This window comes from Streptomyces sp. NBC_01689 (assembly GCF_036250675.1).
In the GTDB taxonomy this organism is placed as follows: domain Bacteria; phylum Actinomycetota; class Actinomycetes; order Streptomycetales; family Streptomycetaceae; genus Streptomyces.
Genome location: NZ_CP109592.1, coordinates 9,355,858 through 9,379,091, shown reverse-complemented (window position 1 = coordinate 9,379,091; position 23,234 = coordinate 9,355,858). Strand labels below are relative to the sequence as shown.

23 protein-coding genes and 1 pseudogene are annotated in these 23,234 nt (G+C 69.1%); 14 read left to right on the top strand and 10 right to left on the bottom strand.

Features of this window, described 5'->3' with window-relative positions; all coding sequences use genetic code 11:
• The first annotated feature begins 254 nt into the window (after window positions 1-254).
• A complete protein-coding gene (locus OG776_RS40125) occupies window positions 255-1,169 on the top strand; it encodes an ion transporter (protein ID WP_329323536.1) in 915 nt (304 codons plus the stop codon).
• Window positions 1,170-1,309: 140 nt separating this feature from the next.
• Here OG776_RS40125 and OG776_RS40120 read toward each other — a convergent pair whose 3' ends face one another.
• From OG776_RS40120 to OG776_RS40110, 3 genes are all read right to left on the bottom strand, one after another.
• On the bottom strand, window positions 1,310-2,407 hold the full coding sequence (locus OG776_RS40120; RefSeq protein ID WP_329323535.1) for an NADH:flavin oxidoreductase/NADH oxidase: 1,098 nt from the start codon (window positions 2,405-2,407) through the stop codon (window positions 1,310-1,312).
• A 221-nt stretch (window positions 2,408-2,628) separates the two neighbouring features.
• The gene (locus OG776_RS40115; protein WP_329323534.1) at window positions 2,629-3,135 is read right to left on the bottom strand and encodes a peptidase dimerization domain-containing protein; all 507 of its coding nucleotides are present in this window, start codon (window positions 3,133-3,135) and stop codon (window positions 2,629-2,631) included.
• A 275-nt stretch (window positions 3,136-3,410) separates the two neighbouring features.
• Window positions 3,411-4,835 carry a serine/threonine-protein kinase gene (locus OG776_RS40110; RefSeq protein ID WP_329323533.1) on the bottom strand — a complete coding sequence of 475 codons (1,425 nt, stop codon included), beginning with the start codon at window positions 4,833-4,835 and terminating at the stop codon, window positions 3,411-3,413.
• A gap of 979 nt (window positions 4,836-5,814) precedes the next feature.
• Between OG776_RS40110 and OG776_RS40105 the strand changes: the two genes are divergently transcribed.
• Together OG776_RS40105 and OG776_RS40100 are read left to right on the top strand one after the other, a co-directional pair.
• Window positions 5,815-6,858, top strand: coding sequence for a helix-turn-helix domain-containing protein (locus OG776_RS40105; RefSeq protein WP_329323532.1), 1,044 nt, complete (start codon window positions 5,815-5,817; stop codon window positions 6,856-6,858).
• 392 nt (window positions 6,859-7,250) lie between these two features.
• A pseudogene (locus OG776_RS40100) lies at window positions 7,251-7,634 on the top strand (transposase); the annotation flags it as partial.
• Here the strand turns inward: OG776_RS40100 and OG776_RS40095 are convergent.
• The gene (locus OG776_RS40095) at window positions 7,597-8,052 is read right to left on the bottom strand and encodes a hypothetical protein (RefSeq protein WP_329323531.1); all 456 of its coding nucleotides are present in this window, start codon (window positions 8,050-8,052) and stop codon (window positions 7,597-7,599) included. The pseudogene OG776_RS40100 and the gene OG776_RS40095 overlap by 38 nt on opposite strands.
• A 224-nt stretch (window positions 8,053-8,276) precedes the next feature.
• Here OG776_RS40095 and OG776_RS40090 point away from each other — a divergent pair, with 224 nt between their 5' ends.
• Window positions 8,277-9,620: a HEAT repeat domain-containing protein gene (locus OG776_RS40090; protein WP_329323530.1), complete on the top strand. Its 1,344-nt coding sequence runs from the start codon at window positions 8,277-8,279 to the stop codon at window positions 9,618-9,620.
• Between the two features lie 89 nt (window positions 9,621-9,709).
• Here OG776_RS40090 and OG776_RS40085 read toward each other — a convergent pair whose 3' ends face one another.
• Window positions 9,710-10,150: a hypothetical protein gene (locus OG776_RS40085; protein ID WP_329323529.1), complete on the bottom strand. Its 441-nt coding sequence runs from the start codon at window positions 10,148-10,150 to the stop codon at window positions 9,710-9,712.
• A gap of 502 nt (window positions 10,151-10,652) precedes the next feature.
• On the opposite strand from OG776_RS40085, the gene OG776_RS40080 reads away from it, so the two are divergent.
• The 3 genes from OG776_RS40080 (at window position 10,653) to OG776_RS40070 (ending at window position 13,027) form a co-directional block, all read left to right on the top strand.
• Window positions 10,653-11,048, top strand: coding sequence for a hypothetical protein (locus OG776_RS40080; protein ID WP_329323528.1), 396 nt, complete (start codon window positions 10,653-10,655; stop codon window positions 11,046-11,048).
• A 280-nt stretch (window positions 11,049-11,328) separates the two neighbouring features.
• Window positions 11,329-12,186, top strand: a complete 858-nt coding sequence (locus tag OG776_RS40075; protein WP_148011849.1) for a helix-turn-helix transcriptional regulator — start codon at window positions 11,329-11,331, stop codon at window positions 12,184-12,186.
• Window positions 12,187-12,271: 85 nt separating this feature from the next.
• Entirely contained in the window at window positions 12,272-13,027 is a 756-nt protein-coding gene (locus OG776_RS40070; RefSeq protein WP_329323527.1) for an SDR family oxidoreductase, read from the top strand.
• A 133-nt stretch (window positions 13,028-13,160) separates the two neighbouring features.
• Here the strand turns inward: OG776_RS40070 and OG776_RS40065 are convergent, their stop codons facing one another.
• Window positions 13,161-13,406: a hypothetical protein gene (locus OG776_RS40065; protein ID WP_187285822.1), complete on the bottom strand. Its 246-nt coding sequence runs from the start codon at window positions 13,404-13,406 to the stop codon at window positions 13,161-13,163.
• A gap of 215 nt (window positions 13,407-13,621) precedes the next feature.
• Here OG776_RS40065 and OG776_RS40060 point away from each other — a divergent pair, with 215 nt between their 5' ends.
• From OG776_RS40060 to OG776_RS40045, 4 genes are all read left to right on the top strand, one after another.
• Window positions 13,622-14,206: a TetR/AcrR family transcriptional regulator gene (locus OG776_RS40060; RefSeq protein ID WP_329323526.1), complete on the top strand. Its 585-nt coding sequence runs from the start codon at window positions 13,622-13,624 to the stop codon at window positions 14,204-14,206.
• Between the two features lie 212 nt (window positions 14,207-14,418).
• On the top strand, window positions 14,419-15,051 hold the full coding sequence (locus OG776_RS40055; RefSeq protein WP_329323525.1) for a hypothetical protein: 633 nt from the start codon (window positions 14,419-14,421) through the stop codon (window positions 15,049-15,051).
• Window positions 15,045-15,185 carry a hypothetical protein gene (locus OG776_RS40050; RefSeq protein WP_261994799.1) on the top strand — a complete coding sequence of 47 codons (141 nt, stop codon included), beginning with the start codon at window positions 15,045-15,047 and terminating at the stop codon, window positions 15,183-15,185. The genes OG776_RS40055 and OG776_RS40050 overlap by 7 nt, the downstream gene beginning before the upstream one ends.
• A gap of 52 nt (window positions 15,186-15,237) precedes the next feature.
• Window positions 15,238-15,996, top strand: a complete 759-nt coding sequence (locus OG776_RS40045) for an SDR family NAD(P)-dependent oxidoreductase (protein WP_329323524.1) — start codon at window positions 15,238-15,240, stop codon at window positions 15,994-15,996.
• Window positions 15,997-16,132: 136 nt separating this feature from the next.
• On the opposite strand, the gene OG776_RS40040 is transcribed toward OG776_RS40045, so the two are convergent.
• Window positions 16,133-16,528 (bottom strand): hypothetical protein, encoded by a 396-nt coding sequence (locus tag OG776_RS40040; protein WP_148011845.1) that lies wholly within the window; start codon window positions 16,526-16,528, stop codon window positions 16,133-16,135.
• A gap of 366 nt (window positions 16,529-16,894) precedes the next feature.
• Between OG776_RS40040 and OG776_RS40035 the strand changes: the two genes are divergently transcribed.
• Both OG776_RS40035 and OG776_RS40030 read left to right on the top strand, forming a co-directional pair.
• Window positions 16,895-17,755, top strand: coding sequence for an aldo/keto reductase (locus OG776_RS40035; protein ID WP_148011844.1), 861 nt, complete (start codon window positions 16,895-16,897; stop codon window positions 17,753-17,755).
• Between the two features lie 54 nt (window positions 17,756-17,809).
• Window positions 17,810-18,742: an aldo/keto reductase gene (locus OG776_RS40030; protein WP_148011843.1), complete on the top strand. Its 933-nt coding sequence runs from the start codon at window positions 17,810-17,812 to the stop codon at window positions 18,740-18,742.
• Between the two features lie 203 nt (window positions 18,743-18,945).
• On the opposite strand, the gene OG776_RS40025 is transcribed toward OG776_RS40030, so the two are convergent.
• Window positions 18,946-19,248: an antibiotic biosynthesis monooxygenase gene (locus tag OG776_RS40025; RefSeq protein WP_148011842.1), complete on the bottom strand. Its 303-nt coding sequence runs from the start codon at window positions 19,246-19,248 to the stop codon at window positions 18,946-18,948.
• Window positions 19,249-19,375: 127 nt separating this feature from the next.
• Complete coding sequence (locus tag OG776_RS40020; RefSeq protein ID WP_329323523.1) at window positions 19,376-20,269, bottom strand: NmrA family NAD(P)-binding protein; 894 nt, start codon at window positions 20,267-20,269, stop codon at window positions 19,376-19,378.
• A gap of 101 nt (window positions 20,270-20,370) precedes the next feature.
• On the opposite strand from OG776_RS40020, the gene OG776_RS40015 reads away from it, so the two are divergent.
• The gene (locus OG776_RS40015; RefSeq protein ID WP_148011840.1) at window positions 20,371-20,808 is read left to right on the top strand and encodes a MarR family winged helix-turn-helix transcriptional regulator; all 438 of its coding nucleotides are present in this window, start codon (window positions 20,371-20,373) and stop codon (window positions 20,806-20,808) included.
• Between the two features lie 232 nt (window positions 20,809-21,040).
• Here OG776_RS40015 and OG776_RS40010 read toward each other — a convergent pair whose 3' ends face one another.
• Window positions 21,041-22,930 (bottom strand): RICIN domain-containing protein, encoded by a 1,890-nt coding sequence (locus OG776_RS40010; RefSeq protein ID WP_329323522.1) that lies wholly within the window; start codon window positions 22,928-22,930, stop codon window positions 21,041-21,043.
• Between the last annotated feature and the right edge of the window lie 304 nt (window positions 22,931-23,234).

The following is a 23,234-nucleotide window of genomic DNA, read 5'->3' as shown; positions in this document are numbered from 1 at the left end:
CACTGCGGCCGGGATATTCGTCTGTCATGTGGTGTGCCACTCAGTGGAACCGGAGGTGGGGCACCGGCTTGATTCCCCGGCCGGACATCACGTCCACTCCCCCACGGGGCGGCCCCATGGCCGAAACGGCGCACCGGCCACCCATCACTCTCTACATTGCTGTAGAAGTCTCTCGTGGAGCATGATCGCTCCGAAAGCCCGCCCTCCGGACCGGTCGGCCGGGGACAGAGCGCAGCACGGAGGAACAGGGCGGAATGACGGATGTGACCACCGGGAGGCAGCCGGCCCGGCAGACGTTGGCACGGCGTTGTCGCGCCGTCACGGAGTCCCGTGGGTTCGCCGTCACCGTGTTCGCCCTGATCCTCACCAACGCGGCACTGCTCGGCGTCGAGACCTACAGCGGACTGGCGAGCGACTGGAGCCGGTGGTTACGCCTCGCCGAGCACGCCTGCGTAGCCGCCTTCACCGTGGAGATCGTGCTCCGCCTGGCCGCCCACGCCGACCGCCCCCGGGACTTCTTCCGGGACCCGTGGAACCTCTTCGACCTCGCCGTCGTCCTCAGCGCCTTCCTTCCCGTCGTCCGCGAGAACACCACCGTGCTACGGCTGTTGCGCCTCGCCCGGGTCCTGCGCACCGCACGCTTCCTGCCGCAGTTGCGCGTCTTCCTCGTCGCGGTCGCCCGAAGCCTCCCGGGCACCCTCAGCTTCCTGGTGGTCGGTGCGCTGCTGCTGTACGTCTACGCCATGGTCGGCTGGGTCTTCTTCGCCCGCCACGACCCCGAGCACTACGGCTCCATCGGCCGCGCCGTCCTGACCCTCTTCCTGCTGATGACCCTCGACGGCATCGGCGACGCGGTCCACGCCGGTCTGGAGATCTCCCACTGGAGCATCGTCTACTACGCGTCCTACGTGCTGCTCGCCTCTTTCGTCCTGGTCAACGTGCTCATCGGAGTGGTCATCACCTCGCTCGACGAGGCACGCGCCATGGAGGACAGCGAGGGTCCGGACCGACGTCCTCCGACTACCCCGGAGGACCCCCATGTGCTGCTCGAACGCATCGCCACCGCGCGGCGCGCCCTCGACGATCTGGAGCGCGGCCTGACCTGGACACCACCGCCCCGGCCCCGAGAGACGGAGGCGACCACCTCCACCGCCGGAGCGGGTTCGTAGTCACCGCGGCGCCAGGGCGGTGCCGCCGAGCCGGGTCGGCCGGAGAGGGTTGCCGCGGGCCGGCCGGAGACGGTTGCCCGCCCACGACGGGCGAGCCCGGCGGAGGCTCGCCCGTCGTTCGACCGACCGGGCGTTCCCTCTCAGGCCCGGTGGTACTGCTCGGGCGTGGCGATCTCGCCGCCGAGTTCCTTGGCCGCGTGCCGGGCCCAGTACGGGTTGCGCAGGAGTTCGCGGCCGAGCAGCACCGCATCGGCCTTGCCCGTGGCTACGACGGCCTGTGCGCGGGCGGGTTCGGTGATCAGGCCGACGGTCGCCACCGGCATGTCGGCCTCCTCACGGATGCGCTCGGCGAACGGCAGCTGGTAGTCCGGGGCGACCGGGATCACTGCGTCGGGGACATTGCCGCCGGTCGAGACGTCGAAGAGGTCGACGCCGAGGGCGCGCAGTTCCTTGGCCAGGCGTACGGCCTCGTCGGCGCACCAGCCGTCCCGGGGGTCGCCGTTCTCGGCGAGCCAGTCGGTGGCCGAGACCCGGAAGAAGACGGGCAGATGCTCGGGCCAGACCGCGCGCACGGCCTCGACGACCTCGAGGGCGAAACGGCTTCGGCCCTCGAAGGACCCGCCGTACGCGTCGGTGCGGTGGTTGCTGAACGGGGAGAGGAACTGGTGGATCAGATAGCCGTGCGCACCGTGGATCTCGACGACCTGGAACCCCGCCCGCAAGGCGCGGCGGGCTGCGTCGGCGAACTGCTCGACCAGCTCCCGGATCTGCTCGACCGTCAGCTCCGTCGGCGTCGTCGAACCCTCCGTGAAGGGGATGGCGCTGGGTGCCACAGGCTGCCAACCATGCTCCTGGTCCGGGGCGATGGGCGCGCCGCGGTCGACCCAGGTGCGCTCGGTCGACGCCTTGCGTCCGGCGTGCGCGAGCTGGATGCCGGGCACCGTGCCCTGTGAGACGAGGAAGTCGGTGATCCGGCGGAACGCCTCGACCTGCGTGTCGTTCCAGATGCCGAGGTCGTAGGGGCTGATCCGTCCCTCCGGGGTGACGGCGGTGGCCTCGGTGATGATCAGGCCGGTGCCCCCGGTCGCCCGGGCCGCGAGGTGGGTCAGGTGCCAGTCGTTCGGCGCTCCCGCGAGGTCGCCGTCGGGCGCGGCGCTGTACTGGCACATCGCGGCCATCCACACACGGTTCGGAATGGTCAGCGAGCGAGCGGTGTAGGGGGTGAAGAGCGTGGTCACGAAGGGTTCTCCTGTGGTGCGGGGAGGGCATCCTGGACGGTATGTGCAAACGCCGACTATGCGCGTACGCATTCCGATGTCGGCCGGATTTCGGTCATCGGTTTCTTTTGACCTCGCTCAGTGACGCCTGGCGACACTCGGTGACGAGTCGCGAGGGCTGTCGGCCGGATGGGCAGGCGTCAGGCGTCAGGCGTCAGGCGTCAGGCGTCAGGCGTCAGGCGTCAGGCGAGCGAGGTGATGACGAGCGCCGCGAGTCCGGCGCGTCGGACGAGTCCGGAGGCCAGGGCGTACTCGGAGGCCGCGTGGGCTCCGTCACCGACGGCACCCAGTCCGTCGAGGACCGGGCTGCCGGCGGCGGCCGCGAAGTTTCCGTCGCTGGCGCCGCCGACGCTAGCTTCGCCTAGCTTCTCGCCGAGCAGGCTCGCGCAGCCCCGGGCGAGGTCCGCGAGCGCTGCCACACCGGGGCCGCGGTCGAAGACGGGACGGTTCCAGCCACCGGTCACGGTGACGGTGGTCCGGGGGTCGTGGGGCGTCAAGGCGTTCAGGGCACCGCTGACGCGTTCTTCCTCGCCGCGCGAGGCGACCCGGACGTCCAGTTCGGCGACCGCGCGGCCCGCGGTCACGTTGGGCCGTGTCCCGCCGCTGACGACCCCGACGTTGACGGTGGTGCCCGCGGCCGGATCCCGCAGGTCGGCCAGGCGCACGATCTGGCGGGCCAGTTCGTCCACGGTTTTTCTTTCATCGCCGACGGCAGAGAGCCGCATGCGCCAGGACTGCACGCACCGGGAACGGAATACGTCGAAATCCTCGGGGCCGACGAATACATCGACGCGAAGAGAATGAAGAATCACCCGGAATCGGAAGGGTGAAATGCGGGGCGGACCCCGAGGTCAAATGTCGCACCGGGCATGCAGGACTTGCGCGGGTGGGACTCCGCGTCGAACGCGACGGGAGGCGGGCAGCACCGCCTCAGCCCCAAGGGCCTGGTGATCCAAGAGGTTTGCTAGGTGATCCGGCAGGACAAGGCGACCGGAACGAGGTTCGATGTGGCTGCCTTCGGCTTGCGGATTTCTATACTGATCTGAGCACCGATCGGCAGGCTTCTCTGGTACGCGGTGAAATCCATGGTCACTCGGCGAGCGTGGTCACCCTCCTTGAATGACAAGGTCTTCCACTCCGAGTCCACGAGGGGGGTACCCTCCGCCACCCAGTGGTACTCAACCGTCATCGGCGTCCGCGTACTGGTGAACGTCGCGGTGAGCGTGGGCGATTCCTTCGGATCCGGCGGGCAGTCCCCTGAATAGGCGGTGTGTGTGCCGGCCACGGTGACCGACACCGCGGCCGGCACAGACTTCCGCTCCCCCGGCGGGCTGGCATCCTTCTCGGCATCCGCACCCCACAGCGAACGGGTCAGCCCGGCGGCCAGCAGGACGACCACCGCCCCCACGCTCAGGAAGACGATCCGCCGATGACGGCGGGCGGGCGTCAGGGCGGACGCGAGTCCGACCTCCCTCACCGTCCGCTCGGCGCGCGATCCCGCGGAAGAGCTTCGCGTGACGATGTGAGCCCCGGTGACACTCGTATCCTCGGAGTTGCCGATGGCCCGCAGCGCCCGTTCCGCCTCGTCCGCCGTCAGGCGTTCGCCTGGATTCTTCCGCAGCAGTCCGTCGATCACGGGCGCCAGTGGCCCAGCCGCATGGGCCGGAGGCACCACCTCGTCCACGATCGCCCGAGGTGTCATCAGCGGCGTGTCCTGCCGGAAGGGAGAGCGCCCCTCAACCACACGATAGAGCAGGATCCCAAGTGCCCACAGGTCGGAGGCCGGTCCCGACTCCTGCCCCAACGCCCTCTCCGGCGAGAGGAATTCCGGAGAGCCCACCATCTCTCCGGTCAGCGTCAGGGACGAACTCCCTTCGACCATGGCAATGCCGAAGTCGCTGAGCACCACTCGGCCGCTCTGCGACACGAGCACATTGGCCGGCTTCACGTCACGGTGCAGGACTCCCGCCCGGTGGGCGGCACCGAGCGCGGCAGCCACTTCGGCACCGAGGTGAGCGGTGCGTCGCAACCCGAAAGGCCCATGCGCTTCCAGCAGGTCCGCCATTGATGAACCGTGGATGAGTTCCATGACGATCCATGGGCGGTCATCCTGTGTGACGACATCGAAGACCGTCACCACGTTGGGGTGCTGGACCCTGGCGGCCGCCCAGGCCTCGCGCTCGAGTCGGGCATTCATCCGCTCGAGTTGCGACGCCGTCATGTCGAAGGGAGCCCGAACCTCCTTGACGGCCACCTCACGCTGAAGCACTTCGTCGTAGGCGCGCCAAACGGTCCCCATGCCGCCTCTGCCCAGGGCTGACAACAAGCGGTAACGCCCAGAAATGAGCCGGCCGTCCGCTCGTCCTGTGGCCGTGGCGTCGTCGTGCATCGGGGCAGGCCCCTCTCCCTCAGGTTATTCGCGCGCAATCTTCTCCGGCCATACAGGCCGGGCAACGATGTGCCCCAATCCGCCGATAATGAAGTAGCGCGCGCTTCGGGAGTCATACGCAGGACAAGTCACGGCCCATGTCCACCGCCGTCAGGGATCTTAGACGGCTTCGCGGCTGGAAAACACGGGCTCCACCGGCGCTGCCGCGCATATCCGATCCTTCTGGCACGGACATACCATCGGTGGCGCGCGACATATCCCGGTGAGTCCCTCGGAGAGTGTTTCCGTCCGGTTTCCGGACCATTCGCACGCGGCCGCGACTCTCCGTCAGGTCTCCTTGGAAGACCGCTGGACGGTGTTCCAGAACGACCTGCACACTGTCGACCCAAATCTCCTCGCCCCCGTACAGAATCCGATGAGCCGCGAGTCCCGGAACGGGGCCTGGCCGTGTGCAGGGATCGGGCCGAGCCGACTGTCCGGCGGCGATGCCTGGCCGTCACCTCCCGAAGACACGGATGCCTAGGACTGGGAGACCCAGTTTCCGAGGGGTGACCGGGATGCGGGTCGAGAGAGAATGAGGGGGCGTCGTCCGAGCGCATCGAGCGGTGGCGTGAGCACACGGGGAGGCACACGAGCAGAGGCGAGGGGGCAGTCGAACGAGAGACTTTCCGTCCGCCCGTCGGAGCGGATCACCGGACGTGACATCCGGCCCTCTCGCGGGATCGGATCGGTGCTTGCCACCGCGGACTCGGGCCGACCGGAGAGACGCGCACGCACGAGGCCCACCGGCGCGAACATGCGGTCTCCCAGCGCCACGTCCTCGCATCACAGTGCCACCGGGACTCGCCTGCTCGACAGGCCTCGGGGCGAGTTCGTACGCTTCCGATCTTGACCAGCACATAGATGCCATCTACACGTTATCGATCGATTTCCCATTCACCACCTTTGCGATATTGCTGATCGTCGGCGCAGGAGAAACATGACAGCCAGTGGCAACCCCTCGGCCGATCGGACGTCCCCTCCGCCAGTCGTCGAGCGCGCGACGGATTTCGCCAACGCGCTGCATCTCACCGCCCGTCAGATCGAGCGTTCGATACGCCCCTTCGAAGAGTGGGAAGACAGTCCGTTCGCCCACCTGAAGAGCCTGGCCATCCCTCGACCCGATGCCGTGAGAGGATTCAGGTTCGCGGCCAAGGGACATCTTTTCAAGAGTCTCCTCTCGGTCAAAGTCTACTGCGACTCATTGACCGGCATCTCGGGCAGCGGCCAAGAGAAAGATCCCATCGTGGCCGACTTGGTCGCATCGGGCTCTTTGCGGTTCGAGGGCAAGCACGGTGAGAACGTGGTGGGGCCGGGCCAGCTGTGCATCAGAGACACCAAAGCGTCTTGGCAGTTCGCCTGCGCGCCAGGAACACGCATACGCGTGGTCACGATCCCCAGGCAGCTGGTCCCCTTTCCACACGGCTCCTTCAAGGCCTTTGACCGGGCATTCGTGGCAGACGTGGCATCGCCCCACGTCCGTTTCCTGACACATTTCCTCGAGGCCATCGAGAAGAGCAGCGGGGATCTGGATCAGTCACCGTTCACGCAGGACCTCGCGCTGAACACTTGCGCCACCCTGCTCTCGGGACTCCTCCACGAACAGGGCGAGAAGCCCTTCGGCGAAGATCCGCCGGCAACGCTGGAAGCGGCAAGAAGCGCGATCGAGAAGCACTTGGACCGGCGCGATCTGTCCCCTGCCGTGATTGCCGGTCTCGTGGGCGTGTCCGTTCGGACGTTGCACAGGTCCTTCGCTGCCGCCGATGACACTGTCATGGCTTTCACCCGCCGGAGACGTCTGGAAAGGGCTCATGATGAACTGATGACGAAGGGCGCGGCGGTCAACGTCTCGGAACTGGCGACGCGTTGGCACTTCGCGGACGCCAGCCACTTCATCAAACACTTCAGATCCTCTTACGGGGCGAGCCCGACCGCATACCTGAGGAGTCGCACAACCTCGACGGGAGATCTCGACCGCCCCTGAGAGCTGTCCCGCGGGCGCATCGACCGGCTCACGGACAAATTCGAGGTGGTCGGCCAGGAACATCTCGACGAGTCGTGGGTACTCGGTAGGAAGTGGGCGTGACACTCCCGTCGGCAGGTCGTGGGACCGGACGGAGACCCCAGAGCGCAGAGAGACCCCGGGCCGCGGAGGTCCGGGGTTTCGTATGGTCCCGTCACCAGGGCCGCGTTCGCGGCTCGGGGCGGTCCCCGATCCCGGTCTGCATACGGTGCACGGGACGCCGTTCACGGCTGTCACGGAGCGCTGCGAGGCCGCCCGCGCAGGGGCGACACCTACCTAATCCGTGGTTAGGGGCGTTCCGATGGGGCGGAAGCTTCTCGGGATGTTCGAGTAGGGGGCTGCGATGCCTGCGGCGAAGCGGGTTCGCCGACGGCCGAGGCCTGAAGGCGTACGCCGGCGCCTCACCCATCACCCGGGCCTCCGGCAAGAAGTCGAGCATCACCCGCCGATGGGTGAAGAACGACCGTCTCAACCACGCCGGCTACCTCTGGGCCTCTTCCGCCATCACCGCCTCACCAGGTGTCAAAGCCCATTACCGCAGGCGCCGCGAGGGTCACGGAGACTGGCACGCTGCCGCACAGAGGAACCCCTTCAACCGCATGCTCGGCCAGCTCTACCACTGCCTTCAGCACGGACACCTTTTCGAGGAGGCCGTTCCCTTCCCCCCTCGCAACCGAGACTCTCGCAGCATGAGATACCTCAGCCACCGGTCGCGAGGGACCAGCGCTCTTGGATGACGGCCTGCTTCCGCTCAAGTTCCGCATCCATCACGCGATTGGTGAGTGTCCCCGGAATCGTGAGCGAGCGCCCATGGATCCTGATGACACGAAGGTCCGACCAGGTTCCGCTCCGTGACACCCGCTGCCGCTCCTCGATGCGCACGACCTCGCTCCAGGGAACCACACGACTGCTGACGAAGGTGCGGAATTCCAACTCCGTGGTGGTCAGGAGGACCTGGCCGTAGATCGAGTTGATCGCGCTCAAGAACACAGCTACGGAGAAGGCCCCTACGCCACCGGCCCACCATTTGCCCGGTTCATGCGTGGTCAAGCTGATCGCCACCATCACACCAGCGAGCGCCAGCGTCAGGATGCCGGTCCGCCACCAGTATCGCTGCCGATCAAGAGAGTTGAAGCCGATCCACGCCTCGGGCATGTCCATAACACTACCGACGCGCACTCGAACAACGACCACCCTGGCTTGACGAGTTACATGCCTGAGGTGTCTCTACCTCGCTCAAACCGTCACACCCTGTCCAGCCGGCCGTCCGGACGCCTTGCCCGGCCGGCTGTGCGGTGTGGAATGATCGGCCGCATGATCGAAGCCCCGGCACGGAAGGGCGGCCGCCGCCCCGTCCGATGACATGGCCGGACGATGCCGTGACCGACGGCACCGCCGCGACACCCGCCCACCCTTCCCGTGTCGCACTCTTCAAGGCGATACGCACGGACCGCACCGGCCCCGTCGCGACCCGGCTGCTCCAACTCGCCCACGCCGACTCCCCCTTCGTGCGTCGCGGAGCATTGAACCTCCTCCATGACCTCGCCGGCGAACGGCACTGGCCGGAGGCCGTCGACGCCGCGGTGGCGGGGCTCAGCGACCCCGACGAGGCGCTACGGCGTCAAGCCGCGTACTTCTTCGGCCACCATGGAGAGCCCGCCGTGGTTCTCGCCGCGCTCGGCGAACTCACCGACCCCGTCGTGCGCACCCTCCTGGCCAGGGCGCTCGGCCCGACCGTCGCCCAGCTGACGGACGATGACCTCGCGTCCGTCCGCTTCCTGGCCCACCTGGAGACGCTGCGGGCCGGGCCGGCCACGCGATGGCACCGCCTGGACACCGCGCTCCTCGACGACGTCCGGGAGGCCGCGCACCACCTGGACGACCTCGGGCGCAGCTGGGGCCAGGCCCTGTACGGACTGGGGCGTGAGCACGAGACGTACACCCTCGTGGCCCGCCTCCTCGCCGACCCCGCCACCCGCGACATCGGCGCCGACCTGGCCCGCGAGGCGTGCCACGACTGGCGGGCGGCCCCGGTCAGGCTGCTGCCCCTGCTCGTTCGGCACCGCGGCCAGAGGGCCACCCCGGCTCTCGACGCGGCCCTCGCGACAGCCTCGATCTCCCGGGCGGCGAGCCGGAGACATGGACGTCTCCTCGCCGAAGTCCCCTTCGCGCCGTCCCGGAGGGCCAGTCAGACCGAGTCTGCCTCGACGGCGTACGACAGCACAGCCGCCGCCGCGCTCCTTGCCACCAAGCCCGTGGGCGTCGTCCGGCTCGCTCACGCCCGCGAGATCTTCGCGGCCGTGCTGGATGCCGGCCCGTTGACCTTCCGACAGGCGGCCCAGTTGTACAACCTGACCTTCCGTCGTCCCGGTCGCTCGCAGGCGGAGTGCGTTCCGCTGTGGTTGCGGCACGCCGGTCCCTCCGTACTGCCCCGGCTGCTCGCCCTCATGACATCCCACCTGGCCGACTACGCGATCGGCGAGTACTACCTGGCGGGCCTCGCCCGGATGGGCGGCCACGCGCGCCCCGCCCTGCCGGCCGTGACAGCGTTGATCGACCGGCGCACCCGCATCCCGGTCAACGACTCCACTCGCGACGCCGAGATGAGGCTGGACGAGAGCCTTCTGGCCGCCGCGCTCAACACCCGCCATGCGATCCTCGCGGACGAGGTTCCGCAGCCTCACGCCCAGCCGTCTCCTCCCGCCCAGCCGTCTCCCCGATAGCCGTCTCCTCCCAGCCGCCGGACAACAGGCCATGGCGACGCGGGCACATGGCACGGTCGTCGCCGCGAAGGTGCCCGTGTGCCTGAGAGTCACACGATGCAGAAGCCGGTGTCCTTGAGAGCCTGGTTGATCTGCTTGGCCTCGGCCTCGGTGGTGGTGGCGTCCTTGTAGGTGAAGCGCTGCGAGGCGAGGTGGTCGAGGCGCTGCGCACCGCCGTTGATGGCGCTGCACTGGTTCCGGGCGGCGTCGATGGCCTTGTCCTCGTAGCGGGCGGCAGCCGGAGCGGCGGCCGCCAACGCGCGGAGCAGCCGGGCCCTGGCGGCGCCGGTCGGCTTCGGCGGAATGCCGGTCGCCTTCGCGAGCGCGGCCGCGTCGCTCGGTGTCGCCGCTGCGGTGGTGACCGGCTTGCCGGGTGCCGAACTGGCCTTGTCGGGCTTGCTGTCGGCCTTGCTGGTGCCGTCGTCGCAGGCGGTGAGCGCGGCGGCCGTCGCGAGCAGGATGACGGCAGGCAGGGTGGCGCGGGTCTTCAAGGTCCCCCCATGGGATCCGAGTTGAGCGGGCATCCTGCCGCCACCGTGGTGTCGGTGTCGCAAGCTACGGCAGATGCGAGGCAGACGGTCGTACGCTACAGGGCCACAGCATCCCCTGGACGGGCCGGTGTGCCCAGTCCGGGCGGCGAGGAAGTGCTGGTCGAAGGCGCGCGTGCGTGGACGGGGCGTGGCCGGTGCCGGGGTGGGTGAAGCGGCTGGCGGTGACGGTTTCGGCGGCCCGGGCGCCGTGGACCGTTCGGCCGGTTCCGGACGCCCCGAGCCGTACGCCCGCCCCAGCGGGACACCACCGCCTGACGAGCACTCCGCGGGCGCCGATCTGGTGGCCGACCGTCATTCCCGCCACCATCCCACGGTCACCCCCCACCACCCCCTGGCCACTCGCCACCATCCAATGGTCACTCACCGTTCGGCCCAGCACGGATGCCGGGCTTTCCCGGCCGTGGCAGTCTGGGGCGACCCGAGCCCGAAGGACTCGATCGACGTGACGGACACTCTTGAACCCACGCAGTCCAAAACTCCACAGGTCTGGCGGGTCGAGTGCGCGCTCGTGGAGGAGCCGGCCCCAGGACATGGCGTCTTCCGGTTGACGGTGACCAACGACTCGGACGTACTGGTGCACCGGTGGGCGGTGTCGTTCAGCGTGCCCGTCGGTACCCACGCCCATGCGGAGGGCACCGAATTCGACTTCGAACCCGATACGTCCGGGGCGCGCGGCCTGCCGGATCTGTTCGAGGTGGACTGCCTCGGCGAGGCCTATCTGTGTTCGGCCGTCTGGAGCCTCCCCGCCGGTGAGCAGGCCGCGGTCCTGGTCACGGTCCACGGCGGGAATCCGCTCCGCCCGTCGGGCGGACCTCAAGGATTCAAAGTGTTCGCCTGAGCCTCCAGGACCGCTCGCGCCCGGCGCCTCACGCCCGCCGCCCCGCGCCCGGCGCCTCGCCGCCGACGCCTGTCTCGGAGGACGAAGCTTCGAGCCTCGGCCTTCACCTGACCGGGGACGCCCGGTGGAGCGGATCGTCGTAGGACTCAGTCGTGTCACGCGGTCCGGCTCCCCGGTACGACGAGACCGCGCGCCGCCTCGTCGCTCGCAGGGCTGTCCTCCTCTCCGCGGTTTCCTGTGGTCTCCGACAGGGTCTGGAGGCCACGCCTAGGATGCCGGTATGGAGACGAGCCGCCTTCCCGCCGAGGCGCGGGCCCGACGCACCGCCGAGATACGGGAGTTCCTGCGCTCACGGCGGGCCCGGGTGTCACCGGCCGACGCCGGAGTGGCCGTCGGCGACCTCCGTGCCCGCCGCACCCCCGGGCTGCGCCGCGAGGAGGTCGCGGTGCTAGCCGGCGTCGGGGTGTCCTGGTACACGTGGCTTGAGCAGGGGCGCGAGATCAATGTGTCCGCGGACGTCCTCGACGCGATCGCGCGCGTGCTCCGCCTGGACGCCGCCGAGCGCGAGCACCTGTATCTGCTGGCCGGACTGAATCCGCCGCAGGCCGATCCCGCGACCACCCGCGCCGTCCCGGACGAGCTGCGCCGACTGATCGACTCCTGGCTGCCGCGTCCCGCCTACCTGATCGACCGGCACTGGAATCTGGTGGCCGTCAACCGCGCCGCCGCGGCGGTCTTCGGCTATCGCGAGCACGACCACAACTGCCTGGTCACCTTCTTCACCGGATCCCGCTACCGGTCGTCGCTCTGTCACTGGCGGGATGCCGCGCAGGCCATCGTCGGCCAGTTCCGCGCGGACGCCGCCCGCTACCAGGACGACGTGGAGTTCGGCCGGATCGCCGCCGACATGTGCGCCGTCAGCCCGGAGTTCGCGGAGATCTGGGCCGAGCACTCCGTACGTGACGCCACCAACGGAACCAAGGTGGTCGACCATCCGGACCTGGGCGAACTCACCTTCGCCTACACGACCTTGACGCTCCCCGAGCTGCCCGGGCACCGTCTGATGCTCCACCACCCGGTCCCCGGCACGGAGACCGAGGAACGGCTCGGCGCCCTGCCAGGCAACGCGGTCCCGTAGCACGGGCCGACACGAAGGTGGTGGTGACAGACCCAGGTTCGTCCCGCACAGCCGGACCGGGGACGGGCCGCGCAGGATCGTCGGCATGGAGCGATTCACCAACCACACAGTCCTGATCACCGGCGGCACCTCGGGCATGGGCCTGGCGACCGCCCGCCGCCTTCTCGACGAGGGTGCCTACGTCGTCATCACCGGCCGCGACGAGGCTCGACTCGCCAAGGCGGCCACCGAACTCGACGCCGGTACACGTCTGTTGACCGTGCGCGCGGACGCGGCGAGCCTGCCCGACCTGGACGCCCTGATGCGCCGTGTCGAGACCTGGCGCGGCAGCCTGGACGCGGTCTTCGCCAACGCCGGCACCGGCGTCTTCAAGCGCGGCACCGATCTGACCGAGGCCGACTTCGACCACTCGACGGACGTCAATTTCAAGGGCGTCTTCTTCACGGTCCAGAAGGCGCTCCCGCTGATGAGGGACGGTGGCGCGATCGTCCTCAACGCCTCCTGGACCCTGCACCGCGGCATGGCGGTCGCCTCGGTCTACTCCGCGACCAAGGCCGCGGTGCACAACCTGGCCCGCACTCTCGGATCCGATCTGGCCCCGCGTGGCATCCGCGTCAACTCGGTCAGCCCCGGATACATCGACACCGAGATGTACCGCGGCGCCAACACCACGCCCGAGGCCGACGAGCGCAACGCCGCGCAGGTGCCGCTCGGCACCATCGGCCACGCCGCCGACGTCGCCGCAGCCGTCGCCTTCCTGGCCTCCGCCGACGCCGCCTACATCACCGGCCAGGACCTGGTGATCGACGGCGGCCTGGTCGGCTCCCTTCCCAACCACTGAGCCGCCCTCGACCGGGAGTCGGCCAGAACCCGGAACAAGGAGACCCGCCGCGACGGACATCGCGCCCAGTCACAGCCGACCCCCACAACTGACCCACGAAGGAATCCCGGCGGGCGGACCGCCGGCCGGGGGCTCACACTCCGTCCGTCTTGCCCTGGGCGAGACGGGAGAGGTGGTCCCACTCTCCGAGGGCGGCGAGCCGACCGCCGAATTCGGTGCGCAGAGCGTCCAAGCCACCCGTGCCGAACAGGACGCGCAGCGGCGGGTTGGGCGCGTCGGCGAGTGCGAGGACGGCGTCCGCGGTCGCGGCGGGGTCTCCGGGCACGAAACCGCCGGTCTGTGCTGCGGCGTACAGCGCCTCGCGCGCGTGCCGGCACATCCTCCGCGGAACGTCTCACCCTCCTGGGTGCCATCGGGTCCCTCCAGGACCCAACTCCCTTGCAGGGCGGTGCCATCGATCGCGTCCGGCGGGAGGTGCGGCGGGCCCCGCCGGCCGCGGAAACCGACTGGGGCACGGACGCCCCACGGTGGGGATCAGCGCGGCACAGCCTCCATTATTTGACCGAACGTTCTGTAAAGTCCTAAGGTCATCGCATGGCCAGGACCAAGGAGTTCGATCCGGACGCCGTGCTGCAGTCGGCCCTCGAGCTGTTCTGGCGCCGCGGCTACGAAGCGACGTCGATGGCGGATCTCGTCGAGCGTCTCGGGATCGGTCGCGCCAGTATCTACGCGACCTTCGGCAGTAAGCACGAGCTGTACCTGAAGGCCCTCGACCGGTACGCCGAGACGCGCGACCCACTCGTCCTGGAGGAACTGTCCCAGCCGGGGCCGGCCATGCCCGCGATCCGGTCGGTGGTGCGCCGCTTCGCCGCCGAAGCCACCTCACCGGAGGTGCGCCAGGCGGGGTGCTTCATCACCAATACGGCGGCGGAGCTGGCCCCGCACGATCCCGCGGCGGCCCGTCGGGTGGAGACCAGCTGGGATCACGTCGAGACCCCGCTGTACTCAGCGCTCGTACGCGCCCAGGCCCAGGGCGAGCTTCCCGAGGACCGCGATCCGCGTGCGCTGGCCCGCATGCTGCTCGTCCTGCTGCAGGGCGTACGGATCGTGGGCAAGGCGTCGCACGATCCCGAGCGGGTACGGAGCGCCGCCGAGCAGGCATTGGCGCTACTGGACTAGATCAGGGCCCCGGAGACACAGGGCCCACATGGCCGTCTCGGCCCACGGCTGCCCTTTCCCTGCACCTGCCCACATATTGAACCGTTCGGTCTAATATCGAGGAGGAGTCATGGCTGTCACGAGCAGCGCATGCGTCTCCGTCTCGCGGAACCGGCGTGCGTTCGTCCTCCTCGGCAGCGTCCGGACCATGCTGGTCTGCACACTCTCCGCCATTGCTCCTTCCGGGCACCCCGCCCCACCGCGGCAGGGCACTGGACCTGCCGGGCGCGGTGCTCGCCACCGCCGGGATCACCCTGGCCAGCTACGGGTTCGTCGTCACCGACGGCCGGCCCTGGTCGTCGGCGGGCGTCCTCGCTCCGCTGCGCGGTGGGGCCGCGCTGGTGGTCGCGTTCTGGTGCGTCGAGCGCCGAGCCCGCGATCCGCTGCCGCCCCCCGGCTTTCTGGTCGACCGGCGGCGGGCCCTGGCCCTGACCGCCACCGCGCTGGGCGCCTGTGGGACCGGGATGACGTTCGTGGTTCTCTCCCTCCATCTCCAGCAGGATCGGGCCTGGTCACCGTTGCAGACCTCGGTCGCGTTCGTACCGTTCGCCGTGACGCTGGTCGTCTCGGGACGAACGGCCGGGCCGCTCATCGGGCGGTACGAGGCCAGGGCCGTAGCGGCCGCCGGTCTCGGCACGGCCCCGCCCTCGGGCTCGCCCTCCTCGCGTTCACCGGATTCGACGCGCACACGCCGTACGCGTACGGACTGCTGCCCGGCCTCGTCCTGCTGCCGGCTGGAGCCGCCGCCTCCTTCGCGACGGCCGATGTGTCCCACTGACAGAGCGGACTCTCGGGCGGCGTGCTGAACACCGCGATGGAGCTGGGCCCGACCGTCCTGTTCGCCGTCCTGCTCACACTCGGCAGCGACGCCGCGTCCCTGGCCGCGACCGGAGCCGCCCTGGCGGTCGTGGCCCTCCTGCACCACCACCGCACCAAGTGATCCACGGCCCGCCGACGGGCCATCCCCTCCCCGTCCTGAAGGAGACACCGACATGAACCGCTTCACCGGAAAGACCGTCCTCGTCACTGGCGCGGGCTCCGGCCTGGGCCGCGCCATCGCGATCGCCTTCGCCTCCGAAGGCGCGTCCGTGGCCGCCGCGGGACGCACCGCGGCCTCCTTGGACGAAACGGTCGCACTCATCCATGCCGACGGCGGCACCGCCGCCGCTTTCACCGCCGACGTCACCGACTCCGCACAGCTCCACGACCTCGTGCTCACGACCGTCGCCCGTTTCGGCGCGCTGGACATCGCGGTCAACAACGCCGGCATCTTCCGCGGCGGCGTACCCGCGGGCGAGGTCGAGGAGCAGGACTGGGACGCGGTGATCCGGACCAATGTCACCGGCGTGTGGCTGGCCATGAAGCACGAGATCGCCCACATGAAGGAGCACGGCGGTGGCACCATCGTCAACATCTCCGCCAACCTCGGCGCACACCGGCGCATCCCGAACGCCGCCCCCTACATCACCTCGAAGGCCGCGGTCTCCGCGCTCACCCGCGCCGCCGCCCTCGACCACATCCACCAGAACATCCGCATCAACGCGGTCAGCCCCGGCGCGTCCGACGCACCCATGTCCCTGCGGCCCGGCGAGACCGAGGCCGACCGCGCCGAGCGGATGAAGTCGGAGAACCCGCTGGGCCGCGTAGCCGAAGCGGACGAAGTGGCGGCCGCGGTGCTCTACCTCGCCTCCCCCGCCGCCGGCTCGGTCGTCGGCGCCGACCTGGTCATCGACAGCGGCGCCTCCGCCTGACGGACGTCCCTCCGGCCGGGGCAACGCGCGAGCGTGAGCCCCCGGCGACCAACTCGACACGGACAGGCGACCTCGGCGGCGCCGGACCGCCGAGGAGCCGGTGCCGCCGCGGGCACTCCCGTCCGCCTCCCGAAGGTCAGGCAGTGGTGAAGGCCTCCTCGGGGGCGTCGTCGACGACAAACCCGTTGTCGAGCCTGACGCGCACGGTGACGCGCAGCATCCGGTGCTGGTAGGCGAGCCACTCTTCTTCCAAGGCCCCTACCTGCTCGCCCAGTTGCTTCCTGCTCCCTGACGGCATCTGGTGACCGAAGTCGTCGAGGAGTGACTTGAGGCGCAGGTACTCACGGACCTTGTGGCTCTGTTCCCGGTGATGCTCGTCCACCCGCTCGACGGTGCCCTCGATGCCCGCTGCAAGGGCCAGAGAGGCGGCGAAGACACCCGTCTCGTCCGGAAGCTCCCCGGCCGGTGTCGCCGACCCGGCCAACCGCAGTTCCGCCGCCAGCCGCACCCGTTGGCCCACGTTCAACGTCATCGTTCCTTCGTCTTCCTCGTCGGTCACCGGCGATCCGCCACGCGTGGTGTCGCCAGGCCCACCGGTGGGGACAGGATCATCCCACCCCTGCCGGCCGATGGACGACGCGATCATCGAGACCGTCCGGCGTCGGCCGTCTCCGGTCCATCCGGTGGACGACCGTTTCGACAGCGCCGACCGGGATCCGCACCCGAGCCGTCACCCTTCGTGGAGTGCGCCTTCGGATCCATTCATCCATTTCATTTCTCAATGCCATGCCCAGCAACTGTTGGACTTACGAATCATTGATTCCTAGGCTCGGCCGGGCAGGCCTTCCGTGCGAGAGGACCTCGCCCCCTTGTCTTCCACATCCCGAGGAGACGTTCGATGAAGCAGCGCGCTATCGGCGGACAAACGGTGTCGGCGATCGGGCTCGGCGGCATGCCGATGTCCATCGAGGGCCGCCCCGACACTCACAGGTCGATCGCGACGATCCACGCCGCGCTCGACGCCGGTGTCACGCTCATCGACACCGCGGACGCGTATCACCGCGATGCCGGCGAGGTAGGACACAACGAGGAGCTCATCGCCCGGGCTCTGCAGGAGTACGGCCAGGGAGCGGACGGCGTTCTCGTCGCGACGAAGGGCGGTCACCTGCGGCCCGGCGACGGCAGCTGGACGGTGAACGGCAGTCCGGCCCACCTCAAGCAGGCCGCCAAGGAGTCGGCCAAGCGTCTGGGTGTCGAGGCGATCGGCCTCTACCAGTTCCACCGGCCCGACCCGCGCGTCCCGTACGCCGATTCGGTCGGTGCGATCCGCGACCTGCTCGACGAGGGCGTGATCGTCATGGCGGGCATCTCGAACGCGAGCGTGGACCAGATCGACGAGGCGAACGAGATCCTGGGCGGACGGCTCGCCTCGGTCCAGAACCAGTTCTCCCCCAGGTTCCGTTCGAGCCTGCCCGAGCTGGAACGCTGCGACGAACTGGGGATCGCGTTCCTGCCCTGGAGCCCGCTGGGCGGAATCGCGAACGCGCCCGAACTCTCGGCGCAGCAGGCCGTCTTCCAGGAGGTCGCGGACGAGGTGGGCGTCAGCGTCTACCGCGTGACCCTGGCCTGGGAACTCGCCCTCGCTCCCGTGGTGGTCCCGATTCCCGGCGCCTCTCGCCCCGAAAGCATCCGTGACTCGGCGACCGCGACCGACGTCGAGCTGACCGCCGAGCAGATTTCCCGCCTCTCAGCGGCCTGAGGTGCCCGGTGCCGACACCGGCATCGACTCTTTCTTACGGACAAGGACCTCATCGTGAAGACTTTCAAGCTGCCCGGCACCGACATGGTCGTCCCGAACATCGTGCTCGGCCTCATGCGCATCCAGGAGAAGAGCGACGCGGAGGTACGGGAACTCCTCGCCACCGCGATGGACGCGGGCATCACCTTCCTCGATCACGCCGACGTGTACGGCAGCGAGCTGCATGGCTGTGAGCGCCGATTCGCCGAAGCGATGGGACTGAGCCCCTCACAGCGCGAGAAGCTGATCATCCAGTCGAAGGCGGGCATCGTCCGCGAAGGTCCGTACTTCGACTTCTCCTACGAACACATCGTCGAGTCGGTGGAAGGGTCGCTCAAGGCACTCGGTACCGACTACCTCGACATCTTGCTGCTGCACCGGCCCGACGCCCTGGTCGAACCCGAAGAAGTCGCGCGTGCGTTCGATGAACTCGCCACGGCAGGCAAGGTACGGGCCTTCGGTGTCTCGAACCACACTCCCCGCCAGATCGACCTGCTGAAGCGCCACGTCAGTCAGCCGTTGGTGGCGAACCAGCTCCAGTTGTCGATCACGCACGCCCCGCTCATCGCGCAGGGCGTCGCAGCCAACATGCAGGGCTTGGAACAGTCGGTCAGCCGCGACGACGGGCTCCTGGACTACTGCCGCCTGCACGACATCACTGTGCAGGCCTGGTCACCGTTCCAGGCCGGTTTCTTCGACGGACCGTTCCTCGGCTCGGAGCGCCACCCCGAACTCAACGCCGTCATCGACGGCCTCGCGGCGAAGTACGGGGTGCCGCCTCTGGCCATCGCGACGGCCTGGATCACCCGGCACCCGGCGCGGATGCAGGTGGTCATCGGCACCACCACACCGCAGCGGGTGGCGGACGCCGCTCTCGGATCGGACGTACCCCTGACCCGCGCCGAATGGTACGAACTGTTCCGCGCGGCGAACTACATCGTGCCCTGACCGTCGATTCGGCCGGCCCGCTCCGAGAACCCGCCTTTGAACCCGGGGCCGAAGGGGGCCGGCCTGTCGGTTGTCGAGGTGTTCCTTGGTTCTGTACTGCGCCAGTGGACGAGTTCTGCCGTGGAGAACGAAGCCGACGCGCAGCGGTGGGCGCGGGATCAGGAACGAACGGGAATCGGTCCTGCGAACAGATCTCGAACGCCCTACCCGGCGTCTCCCGTCAAGGCCTCGGTGCCCTCCTCCGCGCTGACCAGCGAGGCGATCGCCGCGAAGAACGCCGCGATGCCGGGCAGGTTGGCACCTTTGGCGCGAGAGGCCGCGAAATCCTCCGGACTCCGCCAGGTCACGATGTCGAGCCACTCGTCGCCCGGTAGCTGAACCAGACGAGCCCCGAGGAAACCGGCGCGGTCGGCACGGAAGTCGGCGAGCATCCCTTCCCTGCTGCCCAGCAGATCGGCAACCCGCTCGGGCTCGACACGGAACCGTGTGAGTTCGATGGTCGGCACAACACCCTCCAGCCTCGGAAATCCTGTGCAGCTGTAAGACATCGCGATCACCACGGAGCTGAATACCCGTGCCGTTCAGAACCCTTCCGAAAGGGGACCCGAAGGGCCGAGAGCGCTCAGGCGCGCCCTAACCGCCCACCCCGGCAACGCTGATCACGGACGCGAGAGCCGCGTCGAGCGCGGTGCGGCCGCGGCGGATGTCCGCTCCGGCGGGAGGTTCGATCAGTCCCTTGTTGTGCGCGGCGCAGAAGTCCGCGTGCAGCTCGGCGAACGCCGGTGACGCCCCGGCGGCGGTGAGCGTGGGCTCCCATTCCTCGCGGGGCAGCTCGCGTGCGGTGATGACACCGCCGGTGACCGCGGCCAATGCGGCGGCGACCTCCCGTGCGGTGTAGCGGCGTGGCCCCTCCACATGGACGACTCGCGGCGATGCGCTGTGCGGCGGTGGCGAGAGCAGGAGATCGGCGGTGATCGTGCCGACATCCGCGGCATGGATCATCGGCAGCGGCCTGGTCAGAGGCTGGTGCCGGCTCGCGAATGTCCCCGTTCTCAGTGCCGTCGGCAGCTGAGGTGCCCAGTTGTGCATGTGCTCGGCCGAGCGCACCAGCGTCAGCGGGTTCGGCAGTTCCCCCAGGCGCTCTTCGATCTGGTGGAAGAGGATGGGGATGCCGGTCCCGGCGGGGATCTGGGCGCCGTAGTCGGAGATGACCAGGACCGGGAGGGACGCGAAGTCCCGCAGTCCCTCGGCCAGCGACTCGGCCAGGGCCCCCATCTCCGCCGCCGGGTCCGGCGCAACCGGCGACACCGGGCAGATGACCTGGACACCGTCGCACCCTTCAACGGCGGCCGCGACCGCTTGCGGGTCGAGCAGATCGGCCTGAACCACGGCGTCCGCCCCTTCGACCCGGCCGGCGGTGGAGGTCCGACGAACCACCGCCCGTACCGACGCGCCGGACTGGCCGAGGCGACGGACGGTGGCGGTCCCGACGTGTCCCGTGGATCCGAAAACCGCGATGGTATTCATACGTAGACCATAAGCAGATGCACATCATCCGTCAACGGGATCACATGCGGGCGCGGATCGTCCCCAGAGTGGATCATCGGTGGCGGCGATAGACTCCGCGCATGTCGGATTCAGATCGCGCAGATTTGGGAGCGTTGTTCGCATGGGTCACCGACCGGCTCGTCGACGCTGAGGCGCCGCTGCTGGCCGCCAGCGGCCTGACGATGTGGGAGTACATCGTGCTCGACCGACTGTCCCGGCGCCCCGCGCCGAATCAGCTGACGCTGGCGCGGGAGATCAAGCATGACAAGACGAGACTCATCAAACTGCTCGACCGGCTCCAGCAGCGCGCGCTGATCGACCGGCAGCGGGACGCGAGCGACCGTCGGTCCCAGACGGTCTCGATCACGAGCGAGGGTCGCGCGCTCCACGCGACCGCCCGGGCGGCGATCCGCGAGATGGAGGACGAGTTCCTGGCCGTCCTCGCACCGGACGAACGCCGGTCGCTGCTCGCGATACTGCCCCGGCTCGCTCCCCAGAACCAGCACTCTTCGAGCTAGACCACCACACACGAAGTCCGGCCTGCTGATGGTGCCCGGCGCAGCGCGGAGAGGGCGTCGGTTTCGCGGGCCGTGGGTGCCGGGACACGCTCGCGAACCTCGCCCGGCCGCGGGCGTGCGCCTCGCCGCCCGGCCGCGGCAAGCGAGCCACGGCACAACAGACGTGCGGCACGGCCCGGCCGTTGAGCCGGACCCCGCCATCAGCCCCGTGGTGCTCCGCCCGAGCGCACGGTCAGGACGTCAGCCGGAAGGACTGAGCCGGCGAACCGGAGCAGGTCTGCTGGGAGAGCTTCGCCCCGTTGGCGGTTGAAGTGCCGTCCACCGCAAGGCACTTGTTGCTGTGCCGGGCCACGAAACGGTACTGCCCCGAGGCGATCGTCTCGGCCCGCCACTGCTGGTTGGTGCCGCCCACGTAGTCCCACAGATGGACCTTGGTCCCGTCGGCCGTCGCGCCGGAGCCGCCGTCCACGTCCCAGGACTTGTTGTTGAACTGGTTGACGACCTGGTAGTAGCCGTCACCTGTCGAGCGGAACTGCCACTTCTCGTTGGCGCCGTCGCCGCAGGCCCACTGCTGGAGGGCCGTGCCGTTGACGGTGCCCCAGTCGGTGGCGTCCAGGCAGGTGCCGCTGTTGGTGTTGGCCACCCGGTACCAGGTGGAGGAGTCGATGGGGCCGGTGGGACCGCTGTCTCCGCTGGGGTTCCACACGAAGGTGGCCACCGCGCCGGCCGGCAGGGTGTAGGTCAGTGAGCGGCCGTTGTCGGTGAGAGAGATGCGCTGCGAGCCGCCGGAGGTGTTCACCACGTAGGCGACGCGGGTGCCGTCCGGGTTCTGGAAGGCCACGTCCTGCACTCCCCCGCCGCCCTGGCTCGTGGAGCCGATCCGGGTGGCGCCGACCTTGACGAACTTGCTGATGTGGCCGAGCGAGTAGTACTCGGCACCCCGGTTGACGTTGCCGTTCGCGATCTCCACGACGCCGTTGCAACGGGTACCGCACAGGCCCTGATGCGGGCCGCCGTTCTGGTCGAGAGCGAGGTTCCAGGTGACGACGGTCTCGCCTCCGTTGCGCATGTTCTGCACGACCAGGTTCTCGGCCTGCCAACGCAGGCTGTCGCCGAAGGTGTTGGCGGTGTTGTCGCTGTCCGTGCCGGAGCATTCCGTGAAGAAGACGCGCTTGCCCGTGCTGTAGACCTGCTGCTCGGCGGACGGGTTTCCGAGATAGCAGTGGAAGGCGGCACCGATCACACGGCTGATCCCGTTCGTGCGGGAGAACACGTCGAGCGGATAGTTGGGGTGATCCCAGTTGTGGTCGAAGGCGAGGATGTTCGTGGGCAGACCGGCCGCCGTCAGCTTCGGGTCGAGGACCTTGACGAAGTCGGCCTGCTGGGCCGACGTCATCGACATCGAGGGGTAACTCGTCGGATTCTCGGGCTCGTTCTGCACGGTGAGGTCGGTGAGGGTGATGCCTTCCTGCCCGTACGCCTTGATGGCCTTGACCAGGTAGTCGGCGAAGTCTCCGTAGTTCTCCGGCCGGAGGCTGCCGCCGTTGAGCGAGTTGTTCGTCTTCATCCACGCGGGCGGCGACCAGGGCGTACCCATGAGGCGGATCGAAGGATTGACACCGAGGGCCTGTTTGACGACGGGGATGATCTCCTGCTTGTCACGGTCGATGGAGAACTGCCCGCGCGTGTCCTCGTAGGAGTGCGGGCTGTTGGAGGCGTCGAAGTCCGTGCTGCCGAGCGGCTGGCGCAGGTAGGACAGGCCGATGCCGTCGCCGGAGGTGGAGAAGAGTGACCGCATCAGGTCGTTGCGCCGGTCCTGTGCGAGCCCCTGCATGAGGTGCGCGGAGGCGCCGGTGACCGAGGCACCGGCGCCGGTGTACCGCTGCCCCTTCTGGTTGCCGTCGATGCGCAGGTCGATGCTCTGCGGGGAGCCGTTGAAGGTCAGGGTCCCGTCGGGGCTCAGTTTGCGGGAGCCGTCCGGAGTAGTCACCCACACCTGGGCGACGGGGTCGGCCGCCTGCGCGGTTCCGCCACCCGTCAGGCCGATCCCGGTGACGGCCAGAGCGAGGGCCAGGGCTGCGGCCCCAGGCCGTGGCAGACGAATTCTGCTGCGGTAGGACACGGTGCGGGTCTCCTTCGGTCGGTGGCACGTGGGGGAGGCCACGGCCGGCTCGCCGTGGTGCACGGGGAGGACGGCGGGCCGGCCGAGAGCCGAAGGCGTGGTGCATTCGGGCCGCCCGGCCAGAACGGCAGGGCGGTACGACGGCGCCACACTTACTAAACACTTAGTAAGTGGTCTGCATCACATCCATGGAGATACCGGCAAGATCATCCGGCGGCGCGACAAGGCACCGTAGAGTGAGCGGGTGACTGAGCAGTCAGTAGGCCGAAACGGCCGGGGCGCCCGCGGCGGCCCCCGCGTCCCC